This is a genomic window from Photorhabdus akhurstii, assembly GCF_019090985.1.
GTDB lineage: Bacteria > Pseudomonadota > Gammaproteobacteria > Enterobacterales > Enterobacteriaceae > Photorhabdus > Photorhabdus akhurstii.
In genome coordinates, this window is record NZ_CP020335.1 from 5,597,904 (window position 1) to 5,615,709 (window position 17,806).

At 45.7% G+C, this 17,806-nt stretch carries 18 protein-coding genes and 3 pseudogenes; 8 read left to right on the forward strand and 13 right to left on the reverse strand.

What is annotated here, in order from left to right:
* Positions 1-11: 11 nt before the first annotated feature.
* Complete coding sequence (locus B0X70_RS24280) at positions 12-848, reverse strand: GPO family capsid scaffolding protein (RefSeq protein ID WP_217470543.1); 837 nt, start codon at positions 846-848, stop codon at positions 12-14.
* A 142-nt stretch (positions 849-990) separates the two neighbouring features.
* Here B0X70_RS24280 and B0X70_RS24285 point away from each other — a divergent pair, with 142 nt between their 5' ends.
* Together B0X70_RS24285 and B0X70_RS24290 are read left to right on the forward strand one after the other, a co-directional pair.
* Positions 991-2,748, forward strand: a complete 1,758-nt coding sequence (locus B0X70_RS24285; RefSeq protein ID WP_217470544.1) for a terminase ATPase subunit family protein — start codon at positions 991-993, stop codon at positions 2,746-2,748.
* Positions 2,748-3,782, forward strand: a complete 1,035-nt coding sequence (locus B0X70_RS24290) for a phage portal protein (RefSeq protein WP_217470545.1) — start codon at positions 2,748-2,750, stop codon at positions 3,780-3,782. Before B0X70_RS24285 ends, B0X70_RS24290 begins: the two co-directional genes overlap by 1 nt.
* A 220-nt stretch (positions 3,783-4,002) precedes the next feature.
* Here the strand turns inward: B0X70_RS24290 and B0X70_RS24295 are convergent, their stop codons facing one another.
* The 11 genes and pseudogenes from B0X70_RS24295 to B0X70_RS24345 form a co-directional block, all read right to left on the reverse strand.
* Positions 4,003-4,308 (reverse strand): type II toxin-antitoxin system RelB family anti-toxin, encoded by a 306-nt coding sequence (locus tag B0X70_RS24295; RefSeq protein ID WP_217470546.1) that lies wholly within the window; start codon positions 4,306-4,308, stop codon positions 4,003-4,005.
* Positions 4,309-4,316: 8 nt separating this feature from the next.
* Positions 4,317-4,652: a type II toxin-antitoxin system RelE/ParE family toxin gene (locus B0X70_RS24300; RefSeq protein WP_217470547.1), complete on the reverse strand. Its 336-nt coding sequence runs from the start codon at positions 4,650-4,652 to the stop codon at positions 4,317-4,319.
* Positions 4,653-4,807: 155 nt separating this feature from the next.
* Entirely contained in the window at positions 4,808-4,993 is a 186-nt protein-coding gene (locus B0X70_RS24305) for a hypothetical protein (protein ID WP_217470548.1), read from the reverse strand.
* A gap of 120 nt (positions 4,994-5,113) precedes the next feature.
* Positions 5,114-6,202: pseudogene (locus B0X70_RS24310) on the reverse strand (DNA cytosine methyltransferase); the annotation flags it as partial.
* 2 nt (positions 6,203-6,204) lie between these two features.
* Positions 6,205-8,343, reverse strand: a complete 2,139-nt coding sequence (locus B0X70_RS24315; RefSeq protein ID WP_217470549.1) for a replication endonuclease — start codon at positions 8,341-8,343, stop codon at positions 6,205-6,207.
* Positions 8,340-9,155, reverse strand: a complete 816-nt coding sequence (locus tag B0X70_RS24320) for a DNA adenine methylase (RefSeq protein WP_336246299.1) — start codon at positions 9,153-9,155, stop codon at positions 8,340-8,342. The genes B0X70_RS24315 and B0X70_RS24320 overlap by 4 nt, the downstream gene beginning before the upstream one ends.
* A 4-nt stretch (positions 9,156-9,159) precedes the next feature.
* Positions 9,160-9,381: a TraR/DksA family transcriptional regulator gene (locus tag B0X70_RS24325; protein WP_036811341.1), complete on the reverse strand. Its 222-nt coding sequence runs from the start codon at positions 9,379-9,381 to the stop codon at positions 9,160-9,162.
* Positions 9,374-9,568 carry a DUF2732 family protein gene (locus B0X70_RS24330; RefSeq protein WP_217470551.1) on the reverse strand — a complete coding sequence of 65 codons (195 nt, stop codon included), beginning with the start codon at positions 9,566-9,568 and terminating at the stop codon, positions 9,374-9,376. Before B0X70_RS24330 ends, B0X70_RS24325 begins: the two co-directional genes overlap by 8 nt.
* 73 nt (positions 9,569-9,641) lie before the next feature.
* On the reverse strand, positions 9,642-10,001 hold the full coding sequence (locus B0X70_RS24335) for a DUF5347 family protein (protein WP_217470552.1): 360 nt from the start codon (positions 9,999-10,001) through the stop codon (positions 9,642-9,644).
* 143 nt (positions 10,002-10,144) lie between these two features.
* Positions 10,145-10,351, reverse strand: coding sequence for a hypothetical protein (locus B0X70_RS24340; RefSeq protein WP_023043966.1), 207 nt, complete (start codon positions 10,349-10,351; stop codon positions 10,145-10,147).
* 10 nt (positions 10,352-10,361) lie between these two features.
* On the reverse strand, positions 10,362-10,634 hold the full coding sequence (locus B0X70_RS24345) for a Cox family DNA-binding protein (RefSeq protein ID WP_023043965.1): 273 nt from the start codon (positions 10,632-10,634) through the stop codon (positions 10,362-10,364).
* A gap of 131 nt (positions 10,635-10,765) precedes the next feature.
* Between B0X70_RS24345 and B0X70_RS24350 the strand changes: the two genes are divergently transcribed.
* Both B0X70_RS24350 and B0X70_RS24355 read left to right on the forward strand, forming a co-directional pair.
* Positions 10,766-11,059: a helix-turn-helix domain-containing protein gene (locus B0X70_RS24350; RefSeq protein WP_149616325.1), complete on the forward strand. Its 294-nt coding sequence runs from the start codon at positions 10,766-10,768 to the stop codon at positions 11,057-11,059.
* Between the two features lie 66 nt (positions 11,060-11,125).
* Positions 11,126-12,108: pseudogene (locus B0X70_RS24355) on the forward strand (phage integrase).
* Between the two features lie 207 nt (positions 12,109-12,315).
* On the opposite strand, the gene cpxP reads toward B0X70_RS24355, so the two are convergent.
* Positions 12,316-12,807 carry a cell-envelope stress modulator CpxP gene (gene cpxP / locus B0X70_RS24360; protein ID WP_217470553.1) on the reverse strand — a complete coding sequence of 164 codons (492 nt, stop codon included), beginning with the start codon at positions 12,805-12,807 and terminating at the stop codon, positions 12,316-12,318.
* A 157-nt stretch (positions 12,808-12,964) separates the two neighbouring features.
* Between cpxP and cpxR the strand changes: the two genes are divergently transcribed.
* The 4 genes and pseudogenes from cpxR to B0X70_RS24380 all read left to right on the forward strand — a co-directional run bounded on the left by cpxR (position 12,965) and on the right by B0X70_RS24380 (position 17,803).
* Positions 12,965-13,660: an envelope stress response regulator transcription factor CpxR gene (cpxR, locus tag B0X70_RS24365; RefSeq protein WP_217470554.1), complete on the forward strand. Its 696-nt coding sequence runs from the start codon at positions 12,965-12,967 to the stop codon at positions 13,658-13,660.
* On the forward strand, positions 13,657-15,027 hold the full coding sequence (gene cpxA / locus B0X70_RS24370; RefSeq protein ID WP_217470555.1) for an envelope stress sensor histidine kinase CpxA: 1,371 nt from the start codon (positions 13,657-13,659) through the stop codon (positions 15,025-15,027). The genes cpxR and cpxA overlap by 4 nt, the downstream gene beginning before the upstream one ends.
* A gap of 402 nt (positions 15,028-15,429) precedes the next feature.
* Entirely contained in the window at positions 15,430-16,740 is a 1,311-nt protein-coding gene (locus B0X70_RS24375) for a nucleotide sugar dehydrogenase (protein ID WP_217470556.1), read from the forward strand.
* 14 nt (positions 16,741-16,754) lie between these two features.
* Positions 16,755-17,803: pseudogene (locus B0X70_RS24380) on the forward strand (Gfo/Idh/MocA family protein).
* Positions 17,804-17,806: the final 3 nt, after the last annotated feature.

The window sequence follows — 17,806 nt, forward strand, 5'->3', positions numbered from 1 at the left end:
GGGTTGTTCCATTAACAATTGGTCAGATGTTTACTGACTGGAGTGTCGGCGTTCGGCGATCCCAGCGAAACAGGTCGGTGTGTTTTCTGGCTGTCTTGCTGACTCAACTGAGTTTTTAAGTCACTAAGCTGGGTTTCAAGTTCAGTTTGCTTTTGTTTGATAGCAGTTATTTCACCTATTTGTTGAGAAAGTGTGTTCACGGTTTCCACCGTGGCCTGCTGCTCTTGGGCGCACAGTTCGACGGCCCGATGGATATCGGTAAAACGAGTATCATCACTCTGCTGCTTTTTCTGGAAGAACGTCTGTACACGGGAAAAGAGAGAAATTTTTTCGGTTTCCTCTGACAAATCAATAAATTCGAACAAAGTTTCTTCCGCGGCAGTAAAAACATTGTTCGGGTGCTGCTTGCGTGAGTTCAACGGGTTATTAGCTGCGTTGGCGCTGAACTGCAACATTTCGGTGCCAAGACTTGCCGGACTGTCAGTAACGGCCAATCCCACCAGATACGCGCTGCCGAAGTCAGCAAAATCCAGGTTGATTTCGGCGGAGGTGTAAACCTTTTGACGCTTACGGTTCATTTCCACCAGATCATCGGTGGGTAAAAGTATCCCATACAGCCCCAGCTTGCCCGCCAGCGCACCGTCCTTGATTTCTTCGGTAAAAACCGATTCCACATCGCCAAAGCGCGGACTCCACGAAAAATTGTAATGTTCCATGTTGATACGCGCACCGTAGGTCTGCGGGTCATAGTTGGCGGCAATCTGTGTCAGCCATTCGCGCTGAACCTTGCGCCCGTCTGTGGTTGCGCCTTCCACACAGATTCGAAAGGGTTTGGATTTCTTCGGCATTGTAAGCCCCGATTATCAATGAATCAGTCATGGCCTACTAGTTTGTATCGTCATGTCGAGGAAACAATAAAATGCGGTTGTGTCTGGGCTGGCACACAGGGCAGACACAGAGAAATGACGGACGGGTCTGTAGTCTGGCAGCATGAAAACAACGCCCGATTTTGATCCCCGTAAGTACGCAATGCACCTGTATTTTAACGGGTACCGGATCGCACGGATTGCGGAAATACTCAACGAGAAAGCATCAACTATCCATAGCTGGAAACGTCGCGACAAATGGGATGAGGTGACCTCGTTTGAACGAGTCGAGTTATCTCTTGAAGCACGGTTATGTCAGCTTATCGCCAAGGAGCAAAAAGAAGGCAAGGACTTTAAGGAAATTGACCTGTTGCACCGTCAGTTAGAACGACAGGCGCGGATCAGGAAATACAGCTGCGGCGGTAATGAAACCGATCTGAACCCCAAAATTGCCAACCGCAACAAAGGTGAGCGCCGGCCACCGGAAAAGAACGTGTTCAGTGAAGAACAAGTCAAAAAGCTGGAAGACATTTTCCGCTCAACCCTGTTCGATTATCAACATGACTGGTATCACGCCGGATTAGCGCATCGTATCCGCAATATCCTGAAATCCCGCCAGATTGGTGCGACATTCTTTTTTGCCCGTGAAGCCCTGATCGATGCGTTGACTACCGGACGCAATCAGATATTTCTCTCTGCCAGTAAAGCGCAGGCCCATGTATTCAAGCAGTACATCCTGGAAATGGCGCGGGAAGTGGACGCCGAACTAAAAGGCGACCCGATCACCCTGAATAATGGCGCCACCCTGTATTTTCTCGGCACCAATGCCCGCACCGCGCAAAGCTATCACGGCAATCTCTATCTGGATGAATATTTCTGGATTCCGAAATTTCAGGAACTGCGTAAAGTAGCATCCGGTATGGCGATGCACAAAAAATGGCGCCAGACTTACTTTTCTACACCGTCCAGCTTAGCCCACAGCGCGTACCCGTATTGGTCAGGCAAACTGTTTAACCGTGGCCGCGCCAAGGCCAATCGCATTGACATTGATATTAGCCATCAAGCATTAGCCAGCGGCCTACGATGTGCCGATGGTCAGTGGCGGCAGATTGTCACGGTTGAAGATGCAGTCAGAGGCGGCTGTAACCTGTTTGATATTGACCAGTTACGGCTGGAATATAGCCCGGACGAGTACCAGAACCTGCTGATGTGTGAATTTATGGACGATATCGAATCCATTTTCTCACTGCAACTGATGCAGGGTTGCATGGTCGATAGCTGGGAAATCTGGGACGATGTGCAACCCCTGATGCTACGCCCCTATGGTTATCACCCTGTCTGGATCGGTTATGATCCCGCCAAAGGTGGCGAGAATGGCGACAGTGCCGGTTGTGCCGTAGTCGCTCCACCGCGGGTACCGGGTGGCAAATTCCGCATCCTTGAACGTCATCAGTGGCGTGGCATGAACTTTCGCGCTCAATCTGACGCCATCAAACGACTGACGGAACAGTACAACGTCGAATATATCGGCATTGACTCGACCGGCGTCGGGCATGGGGTTTACCAAAACGTCAAAGAATTTTTCCCGTCCGTGCGGGAATTTGTCTATAACCCCGCCGTTAAAAACGCGCTGGTACTTAAGGCATGGGACATTATCAACCATCGCCGGCTGGAGTTTGACGCCGGCCAGACCGACATTGCACAAAGTTTTATGGCGATCCGCCGTTCTACCACCGCCAGCGGCAACCGCCCGACCTATCAAGCCAGCCGCAGCGAGGAAGCCAGTCACGCAGATCTGGCATGGGCCACCATGCACGCCCTGTTTAATGAACCGATTACCGGTGACACTCCCCACCATAGAAATATTGTTGAGGTTTACTGATGAGCCGTAAAAACAGAAAACGCAGCCCGGCGGTGAAAACCACGGCCAGCCCATCAATTGAAGCATTCACCTTTGGCGATCCAATCCCCGTCCTTGACCGGCGCGAGGTGTTTGATTATTTGGAATGTGTGCTAGTCGATAATTGGTATGAACCCCCAATCAGTTTTAACGGGCTGGCGCTGTCGTTTCGCTCGGCGCCGCACCACAGCAGCGCGGTGTATGTCAAACGCAACATCCTAACCAGTACCTTTATCCCACACCGGCTACTTAGCCGACAGGCATTCGACTCATGGGCGCTGGACTTTATGCTGTTTGGCAATGCCTATCTTGAACAACGCAAGAATCGCCTTGGTCAGCCTTTGAAGCTGCATCATTGCCCGGCCAAGTTCACCCGACGCGGTGAAGACTTGGAAACCTACTGGTTTGTGAAATATGGCTACAACAACCAGCCATACCCGTTCCCGACGGGACAAGTGTTTCATCTGATTGAACCCGATATTAATCAGGAGCTTTACGGATTGCCGGAGTATTTAGCTGCTCTGCCGTCGGCACTGTTGAATGAATCGGCTACGCTTTTTCGCCGCAAGTATTACCTGAACGGCTCCCATGCGGGTTACATCCTGTATATCAGCGATGCCTCACAAAACCTGTCCGATATCGACAATATCCGCGATGCGCTGAAAAATTCCAAGGGGCCAGGTAATTTCCGCAATCTATTTTTATATGCGCCGGGCGGTAAAAAAGACGGTATCCAGACTATTCCACTGTCTGAAGCCGCAGCTAAAGACGAATTTTTAAATATCAAGAATGCCAGCCGTGACGACATATTGGCCGCGCACCGCGTACCACCGCAGATGATGGGGATTATTCCACAGAATACCGGCGGTTTTGGTGATGTCGAGAAGGCGGCTAAGGTGTTTGTACGTAATGAGCTAATGCCATTGCAAAGTAAGATGAAGCAATTAAATGACTGGATTGGTGAGGAAGTAATTCGGTTTGAACGGTATTCGTTGGATATGGACGAGGACGAATAGCCCGCGTTATTGATTGTGAGGCCGCCTGAGCGCAGTCGTGACCCCGCCGCGCCTGCTCACTAAATGCAGTGCTTTTTATGCACCTGCAAGGGATCGTTAAAAGCGCAGCCGTAATGGTGCTTGGTGGAGCATGAGATCCTTTTTTGATCTTGCGGATTGGTGCGGGGAATGGGGGGTTATGCCCCCTTATGCGCACCCGCAACAAAAGAATAAAAAACGATCACTTTATTAATGGTAAGAATATTTTGATATCGTTAACACCACAGGCACGCGCATAGCGACTGAGTGTATCAATGGATGCCTTAACGATATTTCTTTCTATTTTTGATACAGTCGGTGGTTTGATACCCATTTTTTCAGCAACCTGAGCGCTGGTCAGCCCAGCATGTTTCCGCCATTCAGTCAGCATATTCTGCATCTCAATCGCGAACTCAAGCTCTTTCTCCTCTTCCGCTAACGTGGCTTTAAATCGGGGGTTTTCTTTGGTTCTTTCCTCAATGTAGAGGTCTAAGTCATCACGCATCATATTTCCTCTTAATCTCTTGATGGTTCTGTCAGTTCATTTTTTCGCGCAATCGCTATCCTGAGTTCATTCAGGGGAGTGGCATTAGTTTTTTTCACAAAGCATCTTAACAGATAGATTTTCTTCCCTGCGGCATAACAAAAAAAACTTCTGGCTATTCCGCCTTTGGCTTTTGCTCTCAGCTCAAACAGCCCTTTATATCCCTCTATCGGTTTTGAATGCGGCTCTCTCAGGCTGGTTGGGTTTTCCCTCAAACGCTTAATTAACGCGACCATGCGCAATTCCAGCGAGTCAGGCAGTGATTTTAATTCTTCCTTAAAAGCATCATGAAACTTAATTTCAAACATTCGACAATCCCCTATTGATGCCTAAATAATAGCCCTTGAGCTAAATTAGCGCAAGAGCTAAGTTAACCCCTGCGCTAATAATCTCTAGCATCGACACATAGCAATAACCCGCTTTGAAAGCAGGTTTAGTAATAATCGCGTGACATGTCACACAATCACAACTGCAATTTTAGTTCATGCCAGCCCGACGTATTCCAACAGGCAGCCTCGCCAAAGAAGCAGCATTCCGTCACCGGATGCGCATCACCACATTTTCCACATTGCTGAGATGACAGTACCTGCATTTTCTGGCGTAACTCTGCATCATCTTTGCGGATCAACAACTCCAGATATTCAACCACCGCATAGGGATAGCGCCCCGGTCGTTTCAGTGAACAATTTCGATTTAACGAGGTAATTCATCATTTCCTAGAGTGATACTCCGTTGTAACACATCATTATTTATTCCTCGCTTGCATTAAAATTCGTTTCCCAATCCATGCCATTACAGGCACAGCCATTGAATTCCCTATTACCCGATAACGATGACCATCGGAACAATCTGCCGGTACTTTCCCGTTCCATGGGATTTGGGTGTAATTGTCGGGAAAACCCTGTAGTCTTTCGCATTCCACTGGTGTTAAACGGCGCACAGCCCCATGAGTTGATATTAGGTCAGTAGCGCCTTTATTATCTCTGGAGCGCAGTGTTGATGAAATATCATCTGTCCGGTATTCACCAAACGAAAGCAACCGATACGTAGATACCAATCCGCTGCCTCTCTGAGAAAATATCTCCTGATTGCTCATGCCAATACCGCCTGAATTTAATGTCGGATGCTGGTTTAACTCTGAATCCCAGTGACTACCGATAACAACACGGTTTCCAGCATTTCTGGTAATTGCTTTCCCCGCCGTTCCGCGCGATTCAAAATGCCGACGCACGCTGCCTGGCTCAAAAAGTATTTCTGCGGGACAGATGTCTGTTCTAGCACTTGCGACAACAAACACACGGCGACGTCGTTGGGCCACTCCGAAATATTGAGCGTCCAGCACTCGCCATGCAACGGCTCTTTGTGGTCCAGACACATAACCTGAGTTCGTCCATTTCTTCCTTGACGGCTGCAATGGTTCATCTTCTCCGGTAAGTCCCGCAAGAAAACAACCAAAGGCATTATCCTTACTGGATAGAACTCCGGGGACATTTTCCCAGACGATAATTGAAGGCTGTTCGCCGTTTGCTGCTCTGACTGAATCAATGACATTTGCCAACTCTACGAATGATAATGTTAGTTTTCCCCGCTCATCGTCCAACCCATTACGCAGACCTGCAATGCTGAACGCCTGACAGGGTGTACCACCAACCAGAATATCCGGCGCATCGGCCAGATTTTCGGTAATCATGGCGGGGATTTCAGTCATATCCCCCAGATTTCGGACATAAGACCAGTGATATTGCAGTACCGCGCTGGGGAATTTTTCGATTTCACTGAACCATGCCGGAGACATACCCAGCGGTTCCCATGCCACACTGGCTGCTTCAATACCAGAACAAACCGAACCGAAACGCATATTCACGATAGATTTTTCCTCATTTCACCAATATTCTTAATCCGCTGCCACAGCACATCACGGCGCTCCTGTTTCTGACATTCCGTCTTTATCGGAATAAAACTGCCATCCGTCCATAACTTGAACGACTGCTCACCTACATTAATTTTTTCTCCGATGATTAATGACTTCGCCATAGCCCGGCTAAAATCCATGCCGATTGAATCCGCATAATCGATAACTTTTTCCACTAACAGATCACCGCCTCTGGCCGTACTGTCACACCCCGTACAGTTATTGACAGAACTCCAAGAGGCGGCAAAGCCGCCAGAAAACCCCAAACCCACGCCTTTAACATCAGCGTTAAATTTAGGAACAATGTTCCATTTAACAGTACGGGTAATAAAAGAAGAGGAGTCGCCCAAGCGGGGCGAGTAGACACCGGAAATACGCAACACATTTTCGCCGTAAGCATTGCCTTGTTCGGTGATTTCATAGGACAACCGCACGGTTAAATCTTTTCGCGCAACCAGAGGCCCACCTTGGAACTCGGTATAGGCGAACCAGTCCCCCACATCCGCAGCAAATCGAACATTATCCATATCTACATCAGACAAGATTTGCTCATCACCACTCAAACGACGCAATTCGCGCCAGACGGAAACGGGCGCACCACCGATCTGCTGAAACTGCCGGATACGCCAACGACTGGCCCAGGCAGAGACAGATCGTGACATATCCTTAAGAAGTTGGCCTGTTTCCCCATCCTTTTCGCCATCCAGCGCGTAACCGTCAATATTCTTGGAAATGTACTTAGCGATATAGCCCGTAGCCGAACCTTTCGCCTTATCGATGGACTTCACATGGAATCGTGCTTTTAGTGCTTTCTGCCCCTGTAATTCTTCTGAATCTTCCAACCGGGCGTAATAACACATGATGTCACGCATTTCATCGACATGTTCAGGACGCATAAACAGCAACATGTGCCAATGCGGCGTACCATCATGGTGAGGTTCAACTACACGAAAACCGAAGGCGCTGATCCCCGCACGGGAATAAGCCGCCCTGATTTTCGCCCAGACGTTGCACAGATATTTTTGTGTATCACGGGGACTAGCTCCATTCCAATTTGAAACAAAGCCACCGACACTGTGGACAGCGTGATACTTTGATGGCGCGGTGATGGTATAAAACTCACCAACATAGCCGAGTTCGTCAGCCAGATTTTCAAAACCGCGCATTCTCACCATCAATTCACTACGGCGGACGGCGGGATTAGCCACACTACCGAGTACCATATCTTCCAGCGGTACCCTGTCGCCCTGTTCATTCTCAACATCAAACTGTTTGATAAAATCCCAATTACGGCGCTTCTGCTCTAACCATTCACGCAGCGTACTACGGGAAACATAGGGAGAGGCTGATTTCTGCACTTGACCTACCGCAATAGCCATATGCTCAGCGCGAATATCACGCATTCTTTTCAAGCGGGCATACCACCATTTATCCGACATCATGCGCAGGAGGCCGGCACACAATTGATCGACTGTGGCACCTTCCCTGCCTTTGGTGAACTGCTGCCAGTAAGGAGCTGTTGTGCCGGCTTGTTGAGTCAGTTTTGCCAGTAACTCATAGATACGGATCAAACGTTCTCTGGCGTCTTGTTCGCTCACAGGTTGTTGATTGACATACTGAGCCGATGTATTTTCGTAGTTCTCGGCCATAAAATGGGAAATTCCCCAGGCAAGCTGTTTGATATCCTTACGCTCCAACGTAACCAATCGCTCTAACTGCTCAATAAAGGGGAACGGGGTAACGCCGGATACCTGATCCTTGAATTGATAGCGTTCAGTGACTTTATTCAGCCGTGGTAATACGTTCTCGCCAAACTGACGCAAAAACGTATTAGCACGGCGGCGATTACCCCCCGATTGGGTAAATATTTTTTTGTACCGGGTAGCAAAATAGAGCGCCAAAAAATCGGGCATATCACCGATAATTTTATGACGCCAGTCATAATCATCAGGGTTTACCTGCCACATGATCTGTTCAGCTAACGTTGACTCGCCGGGCAAACCGGGCTTGAACATCTCATATTGCAGGCGTTTTGACTGCTGGTAATCGCTGTTATGCTCCTGCAACAAGTCGATTAACTCACTCATGCACTCGCCTCTAGCGTCGCAATAATTTCTATTACTGGCTGACGATTGCCATTGGCGGCAATGGTGCGTGGTGCTTCGATTTCATAGATAGTGAACCCCAGATCGGCATAAAGTTCTTTGGCCTCAATGGAGTTGGAAACTGTGACAGGAACGCCCAATAATTCATTGAGCTGTTTCAGAGAAGTAGCCAGCTCCTGATGGTCATTATAAAAAAAGCCATTTTTGCAATACTGTGTAAAATTAACACCTTTAGTGAAATAAGGCGGATCGCAATAAACCACATCCCCAAAATCAACCAGTTTCAGTATTTCGCGCCAATCGGCACGATGGATAGAAGCAATCTTGGATTTCTCAGCAAACGCCAATATTTCTATTTCGGGAAAGTAAGGTTTTTTACCGTTCCCAAAAGGCACATTGAATTCACCTTTTGAGTTATAACGACACAGGCCATTAAAGCAATGCCGGTTTAGAAATAAAAATACTGATGTGCGCCATATCTGCGATTTATATTTTTCATCATCAGAATTAAATAAAGCTCTCAGACAATAAAACCCATGCTCACTATTAAAATACGAAAACCAGTCTTGCGCAGAATTTATAAACCCATCACAATTCTCTTTGATGCACTGATACATATCAATTAAGTCGCTGTTAGCATCCGCAATTAAATACGCATCATATTGCGTATTCATCATTACAGAACATGAACCTGCGAACGGTTCAACCAACCGTTGACCTGCTGGCAGATGGGGCAGCAATTTATCCATAATGCGAATTTTAGAACTTGCCCATTTCAAGATAGTTTTATTCACCAATTCATATACTCCGATAATGCTTCTGTTTCAGTTCAAAAACTTCCTGACATGCGACGCAGCGGATGACTCCAGCGATATTCATCCGACGTTCCACAGGGATAGGTTGGTCGCACTCTTCACATTCAAACGCAGAGACACCGACGGAGCGGTTTACATGCTCTGATATTCTGCGCTCTAGCGTTTTCTCAGCATGTTGGCAAGCACGGTCGATTTCCCTAGACACTCTCCAGTTCCCGTGCTTCGTGTTCTATTTTCTCGGCTTCACTGTTCAACAATGCAGATGACGCGGCATAATCCAATTTCTTTGCCACAATATGCGCCGCGATTTTTAACAGACGTGTAGAAGAACGTTCGGCTAATATCTTGCGTTCGTCTTCTCTATTTCTTTTAATTAATTGCTCTATATTCATTTTTTATTTCCTATTTTTAGGCAATAAAAACCCCTGCGAATTTACGCATTAATTTCTTAAATTATGCTTTAAATTAATACTGGGTTGATTTTGGCAATGCCAATTTATCTGGCAATATAGATGACACAGTCCGAAGTTGATTAATTGCCAATATTAATGAACGCTGTTCCTCTATTGTTAATTCCTTAAACTTGACGTGATAACGCTCTTTATCAAAACCTGCCAAGTGAAAAATTAAATGCAAAACCCGTTCATTATTTCTAACGCGGTTATTTGTGCGATCACGCATAGTTTCCATGAAATCGGCCAATTTGTTATTATTTTCTTTATCATCACAAAAATACCGATTACGCGCCTCAGAGGCTTTATTGAGACCATCGATTTTCTCATCCAGTGTTAAGACAACAGCACGGCACGGTTCTGTATTTGCCATTTCATCACCTGTAAATAAAAACTAATAACGGGGTTAATATCACAGTTGCCAAACCAATTACCGAAATCATGAAATATTTGTAATGATTCGTCTTTTTGAAATCATCGCCAGTTAATTTATATTTATGCGGAATTTTCATTAATTCATTCATTGATTTCTCTCCCGTAAAGCTGCCTTGCAAAACTGATAGCCTGCTCTTTTGAATCGAATTGACCATAAGAGTATTCGCCATCACTGACCTGATATTGAGTAATCTGAACTACGGCATTCTTGCGTAAAGGCTGAATAAGTAATTTTCCAAATTTTACCCGCCCCTTTTTGTATTCCTCTGGTGTTGGGATCTGAGTCATAACACGCACCTTATAGCCCAATCCACAATAGCCAAGCGTCACGCTGTTCTTTTGGCCGGTTGTAGAATGCCTCGCGCATAGCACGATTAAACTCAGGAACATAAATCCACTTCTCCCCTACCCTAGCTTTTGGTTTACTCGGATCACGCCATTCAATAAGTGGCAACTTGTTCTGCTTTACCATTTCTTGAACAGCCGCTTCTTTTTTACCGATCAAAGCCGCAAATTTTGGATACGGTACGGCATCAACTGGATATTCAACCTTGTACGCTTCTTCACTCATTTGTTAACCTCGTTAAATCAAACACCTTTAAACCCGTTCTAACTCTGTTTACAAGGTGTTTTGTTCGTGCTTGATGGTTCCGATTTTTACACCACCAAGCGAATACTAGATCAATACTCGGAACTAAGTCAATGAACATAGGAGAAAAAATAAAGGCCATGCGTAATGCAGAGAACCTGAGTCAATCACAATTCTGTGAAATCATGCAGCTCCCTCTTAGCACATTAAAAAAATTAGAGGGAGGACATAACGAACCCGGCTGGAACACACTTTCTAAATTAACTCAACACCCTAAGTTCAAAAAATATACGCTGTGGCTAATGACTGACACTACAGCACCGGAAGCTGGTCAAGTCTCGCCGGCTATCGCGCACAATGGGCCAGAGAACGAAACCTCATTCCACTCAAGCCAGAAAATTGGCTAGATATTGGTTATGCGTATGCTGACGAGTTGTGGTCACAATCTGTCAGTTTCATCGAAGGGCTTACTTATGGCAATTAAGAAGCTCAATGATGGACGCTACGAAGTGGATGTAAGACCCTACGGCAGCACAGGAACAAGACTCCGTAGGAAATTTAATAGAAAAAGTGAAGCAGTTGCCTTTGAACGTTACACGCTCACACAGGCTAGCAATAGTGAACCATCCACCACGAATGATAAGACACAACTGAGTGATTTCATCAATATTTGGTGGCTATATTACGGACAAAACACAGACAATGGAGCAATAGAGAAGCGACATCTCACCAAAACAATGAGGCAGCTTAACAACCCCACAATAGGTCACCTCACAAAGAGAGTCATTATGGAACATCGGGGAAAACGGCTGGCTGATGGAATAAGCGCTAAAACTGTAAATCGAGATATGTACAGACTATCCGGTATGTTCTCGACCTTAATAAAAATTGAGGAATTTACTGGCACAAATCCTCTACAAGGATTAGAGCCATTAAGCGAGAAAAATGTTGCTATGACCTATCTCACAACACCAGAGATAGAACTACTGCTTAATTCTCTAAATAAAGAGGAAAAAAAGCTGGCTTTACTCTGCCTTAGCACTGGCGCGCTGGGGGGGAAGCGGAAAGTCTGGCAGCTCAACAGGTATTAAAAGGCCGTGTAATTTTTCTAAATACCAAAAATGGAGATCAACGCATCGTTCCCATTTCTGACAAATTAGAGAAAGAAATTCGCGGCAAAAAGAAAATGGGCAAGCTGTTCAATGTTGACTACATAAATTTCTGCAAGATCTTACATGTAGTAAAGCCCGACTTACCTAAAGGGCAAGCAACTCATGTCCTCAGACACACTTTTGCCAGCCACTTCATGATGAATGGAGGGAATATAATTGCATTACAACAGATATTAGGGCACGCCAGCATAATCCAAACAATGGTCTATGCACACCTTGCCCCGGACTATCTGCAACATGCCATTACATTAAACCCTCTTAAGGGTGGGATAGAAGTAGAATAAAGCTAGAGAGTGTGGCGAGCGTCCACACTCAAAAACTTTCGTATACTTTCTAACCCCTTTATACTTTTTTATGTTGTTGTTTTACAAAGAAATGCGTTGTAAGTGACTGAAAAAAAGGCCCTAAAAAGGGCCTGAAAGACAGGGATGGTGTCTATGGCAAGGAAAAATTCTCATTTACTACTACTTTGCTGCTATGGGTATTACAAATCAGTTCGGTAATTGGGACATACGCTGCCGATAATGCTGTTCCAATTGTGCTTGTTGCTCAGGCGTTAACAGTTGGTATATCAGGTGATGGATACGGGCCATTTCTACCTGACGTTCCACATTACATCTGAGCATCTTTTCAATCAGGGCTTTTACTGCCACCTCATCAAAATCCTTCGCAGTGACCAGCTTACGCATCTCTTCTCGCTCTGTGCGATTCATCGACATCGATGAACGTGGTTGATGTTTCTGCCCTACCAAATCACGCATCTGTTGACGCTGCTGCTCAGTTAAAGTGATACCGCTGAACATATGGTCATTGTCACCAGCATCATTATTACGATAATGATAGTTTCCTACATTTTTATAATCGCAAGGCGCACAATTATCGGGTACCGTAGCAGCGTGTATTGTACTTGCTGTTCCAGCTAAAGATGCTGTCGAGCCAAGAACAAACATTGACGCTAAAACTAACGCTGCTATGTTACGCATTAAACAACTCCTCGTTTCCCCGAACGATGCTATTAGGTCCAATGTGGACAACTATACCTACGCGGCTGCAAACTAGCGTCAAAGGCTTGTAAAAGAACGTAAAGTCGTGGAATAGCAAAGTTTGTTATCGTATTTTTGTTCTTGGAGGAAGTAATCGATGCATAAAATCCTATTAGTTGATGATGACCGTGAACTGACATCACTATTAAAAGAATTACTTGAAATGGAAGGATTTAACGTTGTGATCGCTCATGACGGAGAGCAGGCATTAAAATTCCTTGACGATTCGATCGACTTACTACTACTCGATATTATGATGCCACGTAAAAATGGCATTACGACATTGAAAGAGCTGCGTCTACACCATCAAACGCCAGTCATTATGCTGACAGCGCGAGGAAGTGATTTGGATCGTGTTCTGGGACTAGAATTAGGGGCGGATGACTATCTTGCCAAACCATTGAATGATCGTGAGTTAGTAGCGCGTATACGTGCTATTCTTCGCCGCTCAAACTGGAGTGAGCAGCAACAAACAGACAGTGGCCTACCTACGCTTCAGGTCGATAACCTGCAATTGAATCCCGGCCGACAGGAAGCCAGCTTCGCTAATCAGATTCTCGATTTAACCGGTACTGAATTTACCTTGCTCTATTTACTAACTCAACATTTAGGTCAAGTTGTTTCCCGCGAACATTTGAGCCAAGAAGTATTAGGTAAGCGACTCACCCCATTTGACCGAGCAATTGATATGCATATCTCTAACCTACGCCGTAAATTACCTGAGCGGGAAGATGGACTACCCTGGTTTAAGACTTTACGTGGGCGAGGATATTTAATGGTATCTGCGACATGATAAACAGTTTAACGGCACGCATCTTCGCAATTTTCTGGTTTACGCTGGCATTAGTCCTAATGTTGGTATTAATGGTGCCGAAACTGGATTCCAGACAACTAACCTCTCTGCTGGAAAATAAATATCGGCAGGGAGTTATGCTGGAACAACATATCGAAGCGGAATTAGCTCAAGATCCCGCTAACGATTTACTTTGGTGGCGCCGTTTATTTCGCGCGACTGAAAAATGGGCCCCCCCAGGTCAGCGCTTGATACTGGTCACCAGCGAAGGGCGAGTTATCGGTGCACAAAGAAGCGAAATGCAAGTTGTCCGCAACTTTATTGGACAATCAGATAACGCCGATCACCCGAAAAAGAAAAAATATGGCCGCTCTGAAATGTTAGGGCCCTTTTCCATTCGAGATGGAGAAGATCATTATCAACTTTATTTAGTTCGTCCAGCGAATAGCCCACAATCGGATTTCATTAACCTGATGTTTGACCGGCCACTATTACTATTAACTGCCACGATGTTAATCAGTGCGCCCCTCCTATTATGGCTGGCATGGAGTTTAGCTAAACCTGCCCGCAAATTAAAAAATGCCGCCGACGATGTTGCTAAAGGTAATTTACGTCAGCATCCAGAACTGGAAGCTGGCCCGCAAGAGTTTCTGGCCGCCGGTAACAGTTTCAACCAAATGATCAGTGTATTGGAAAGAATGGTCACCGCACAACAACGGCTAATTTCCGATATCTCCCATGAACTACGCACACCGCTCACCCGCCTACAACTTGCCACTGCATTACTCCGCCGCCGTCATGGCGAGAGTAAAGAGCTGGAAAGAATTGAGACAGAAGCCCAACGGCTAGACAGCATGATTAACGATCTATTAGTACTCTCCCGCAGTCAGCATAAAAATGAACTGCTGAGAGAAAACATCAAAATGACAGATTTATGGCACGATATTCTTGACAATGCCCGCTTCGAAGCCGAACAAATGGACAAAATCCTTGAAGCAACTTTACCACCGAGTTCTTGGGCAATTTACTGCAACCCATTAGCACTTGGCAGTGCTTTTGAAAATATCGTGCGTAATGCCTTACGCTACTCCCACCACCATATTGCGGTCGCATTTAACACCGATAATCAAGGAATCACCATTACCGTTGATGATGACGGCCCGGGCGTCAACCCGGAAGACCGCGAACACATATTCCGCCCTTTCTACCGTACAGACGAAGCCCGCGATCGAGAATCCGGCGGCACTGGCCTTGGTTTAGCCATTGTTGAAACCGCGATTAACCAGCACCGCGGTTGGGTACGTGCTGAGGATAGCCCACTCGGCGGCTTACGCTTGGTTATTTGGCTACCACTTCATGGCCGATAATACAGATTTTTGCTAACCTTATTCTAAAAATTTATTAAATAAATAAATTTTATTTATGCTTGACCCGGCGAGTCTGACGGTTTAACCTCCCCCGTTATTCATTAAAAATACTTATCTTTAATTGCTTTTCTATTACAGCAGACAAAAGCACTGAAAAATCAAAACTGTAGATAAAATTATAAGATTCTATGGAGTTCTGGGAGCCAATAACCTAGTGCGGTAGCGTTGTTATTACCTTATTTATTATTTCAGAAATATATCTTACAAAATCTATTTGCAAAGCTTGTTAAAGTTTCACCTGCCAAATAAAACTTATGAAAATAGATAACATCCTATTAAAAACCAAATGTAATTTACTTTCATAAATTTTATTTTTTAAGTCATCATCTTAAAAGGCAAAATATGTCCTCACTCAACATTCTCACCGAGAAATTTGATAATAAAACCGCCACCATTGCCATTGTTGGCCTGGGTTATGTTGGCTTACCGTTAATGCTCAGATATAACGATATCGGTTTTAAAGTCATTGGTTTCGATATTGATAAAGAAAAAACAGATAAATTAAATCACGGCCAAAGTTACATTGAACATATTCCCGCGGCCAAAATCAGTCACGCGATAAAGACCGGTTTTGAAGCCACCACGGATTTCACCAAAATCGCTCAATGCGATGCCATTATCCTTTGCGTCCCAACGCCGTTAAATAAATACCGTGAACCCGATATCAGTTTCGTCATTAACACCACCGACAGGGTAAAACCGTATTTAAGAGCCGGACAAGTCCTCTCCTTAGAAAGCACCACCTATCCGGGCACCACGGAAGAAGAGTTACTCCCCCGGGTTGAAGAAAGCGGATTAACCGTCGGTGAGGATATCTTTCTGGTCTATTCACCCGAACGGGAAGATCCCGGCAACCCCGATTTCGAAACCCGCACCATTCCTAAAGTCATTGGCGGTCATACTGAAAACTGCTTAAAAGCCGGTATCGCCGTTTATCAACCCGCCATTGACCAGGTTGTTCCCGTCAGCTCAACCAAAGCCGCCGAGATGACAAAACTGCTGGAGAATATCCACCGGGCGGTCAATATCGGCCTGGTCAACGAAATGAAACTGGTTGCCGATAAAATGGGGATTGATATCCACGAAGTGATTAAAGCCGCAGCAACCAAACCCTTCGGCTTCGTTCCCTATTATCCCGGCCCCGGATTAGGCGGCCACTGTATTCCTATCGATCCTTTCTATTTAACCTGGAAAGCCCGGGAATATGGTATCAACACCCGCTTTATTGAACTCTCCGGTGAAGTCAATTCCTCCATGCCGGATTATGTGGTCAATAAAACCGTATTAGCCCTTAACAAGGCTAATAAATCCATTAATGGCAGCCGCATCTTAATTCTCGGCATCGCCTATAAAAAGAATGTGGATGATATGCGAGAAAGTCCCTCAGTGCATATTATGGAAAAATTAAGAGCATTAGGGGCTAATATTGAATATGCCGATCCGCATGTCCCGCTCTTCCCGAAAATGCGGGAGCATCATTTTAATCTAATCAGCCACCCTCTCACGGAAAATAGTCTCAGAGATTTCGACTGCGTTATTTTAGCCACCGATCACGATAAATTTAATTACGAATTGATCATCAATCACGCCAAATTAGTCGTCGATACCCGTGGCAAATATTCTCCCCATCACACAAACATTATCAAAGCTTAACTTAGGATAAGATTATGCTGAGCATTATCAACGACAGAAAGATAAGATTTGCTTTAGTCGGCTGTGGGCGGATCGCTAAAAATCATTTCAATTCTCTGGAAATACATCAAGAAACGGCCGAATTAGTGGCCGTCTGTGATAACGATCAAGACGCATTAAACACGGCGGTAGAAAAAACCGGCGTCCCAGGTTTTAGCGACTTAAAGACGATGCTGGATAACATCACCGCCGATATCATTATCCTGACCACCCCTTCCGGCCTGCATCCAGAACAGACGATGGCCTGCTTTGATAAAGGTTTTCATGTCGTCACCGAAAAGCCGATGGCCACCCGGCTGGCTGAGGGGGAAAACATGGTTAAAGCGGCGGATAAAGCTGGAAAACACCTCTTCGTCGTCAAACAAAACCGCTTAAACGCCACCCTGCAATTACTGAAACGGGCGGTCAGTGAAAAACGGTTTGGCAAAATCCACCTGGTCCACCTCAACGTTTTCTGGACCCGTCCCCAGGCCTATTATGATCAGGCCGCCTGGCGCGGCACCTGGGAATTTGATGGCGGCGCCTTCATGAATCAGGCTAGCCATTATGTGGATTTAATTGAATGGTTAATCGGCCCGGTCAAAGATGTTCAGGCCATGACCTCGACCCATCTGGATATCGAAACAGAAGATACCGGGGTACTCAATATCCGCTGGCGGGATGGCACATTAGGCTCAATGGCCGTCACCATGTGCACGTATCCTCAGAACCTTGAAGGCTCCATCACCATCTTAGGCGAAAAAGGCACCGTCAGAGTGGGGGTTTAGCCGTCAATGAAATCCAGGAGTGGCATTTTGCTGACGAAAAAGAGTATGACCAGCAAGTCAAAGCCGCCAATTACGAAACCACATCAGTGTATGGATTTGGACACCCGCTCTACTATAAAAATGTCATTGAGGTGATGAAAGGCGAAGCCAAACCGATAACCGACGGTCGGGAAGGCTTAAAATCCTTAGAGCTGCTTATCGCCGCCTATTTATCCGCCAGAGATAATAAAACCATTTCCTTGCCTTTAACCTATTAAACC

Coding starts and splice junctions, on each gene's coding strand:
- B0X70_RS24300 (WP_217470547.1), bottom strand. CDS start 4,652: ATGTTTGAAATTAAGTTTCATGATGCTTTTAAGGAAGAATTAAAATCA.
- B0X70_RS24285 (WP_217470544.1), top strand. CDS start 991: ATGAAAACAACGCCCGATTTTGATCCCCGTAAGTACGCAATGCACCTG.
- B0X70_RS24280 (WP_217470543.1), bottom strand. CDS start 848: ATGCCGAAGAAATCCAAACCCTTTCGAATCTGTGTGGAAGGCGCAACC.
- B0X70_RS24375 (WP_217470556.1), top strand. CDS start 15,430: ATGTCCTCACTCAACATTCTCACCGAGAAATTTGATAATAAAACCGCC.
- B0X70_RS24330 (WP_217470551.1), bottom strand. CDS start 9,568: ATGAATATAGAGCAATTAATTAAAAGAAATAGAGAAGACGAACGCAAG.
- cpxR (WP_217470554.1), top strand. CDS start 12,965: ATGCATAAAATCCTATTAGTTGATGATGACCGTGAACTGACATCACTA.
- B0X70_RS24340 (WP_023043966.1), bottom strand. CDS start 10,351: ATGACTCAGATCCCAACACCAGAGGAATACAAAAAGGGGCGGGTAAAA.
- B0X70_RS24315 (WP_217470549.1), bottom strand. CDS start 8,343: ATGAGTGAGTTAATCGACTTGTTGCAGGAGCATAACAGCGATTACCAG.
- B0X70_RS24350 (WP_149616325.1), top strand. CDS start 10,766: ATGAACATAGGAGAAAAAATAAAGGCCATGCGTAATGCAGAGAACCTG.
- B0X70_RS24295 (WP_217470546.1), bottom strand. CDS start 4,308: ATGATGCGTGATGACTTAGACCTCTACATTGAGGAAAGAACCAAAGAA.
- B0X70_RS24290 (WP_217470545.1), top strand. CDS start 2,748: ATGAGCCGTAAAAACAGAAAACGCAGCCCGGCGGTGAAAACCACGGCC.
- cpxP (WP_217470553.1), bottom strand. CDS start 12,807: ATGCGTAACATAGCAGCGTTAGTTTTAGCGTCAATGTTTGTTCTTGGC.
- B0X70_RS24335 (WP_217470552.1), bottom strand. CDS start 10,001: ATGGCAAATACAGAACCGTGCCGTGCTGTTGTCTTAACACTGGATGAG.
- cpxA (WP_217470555.1), top strand. CDS start 13,657: ATGATAAACAGTTTAACGGCACGCATCTTCGCAATTTTCTGGTTTACG.
- B0X70_RS24345 (WP_023043965.1), bottom strand. CDS start 10,634: ATGAGTGAAGAAGCGTACAAGGTTGAATATCCAGTTGATGCCGTACCG.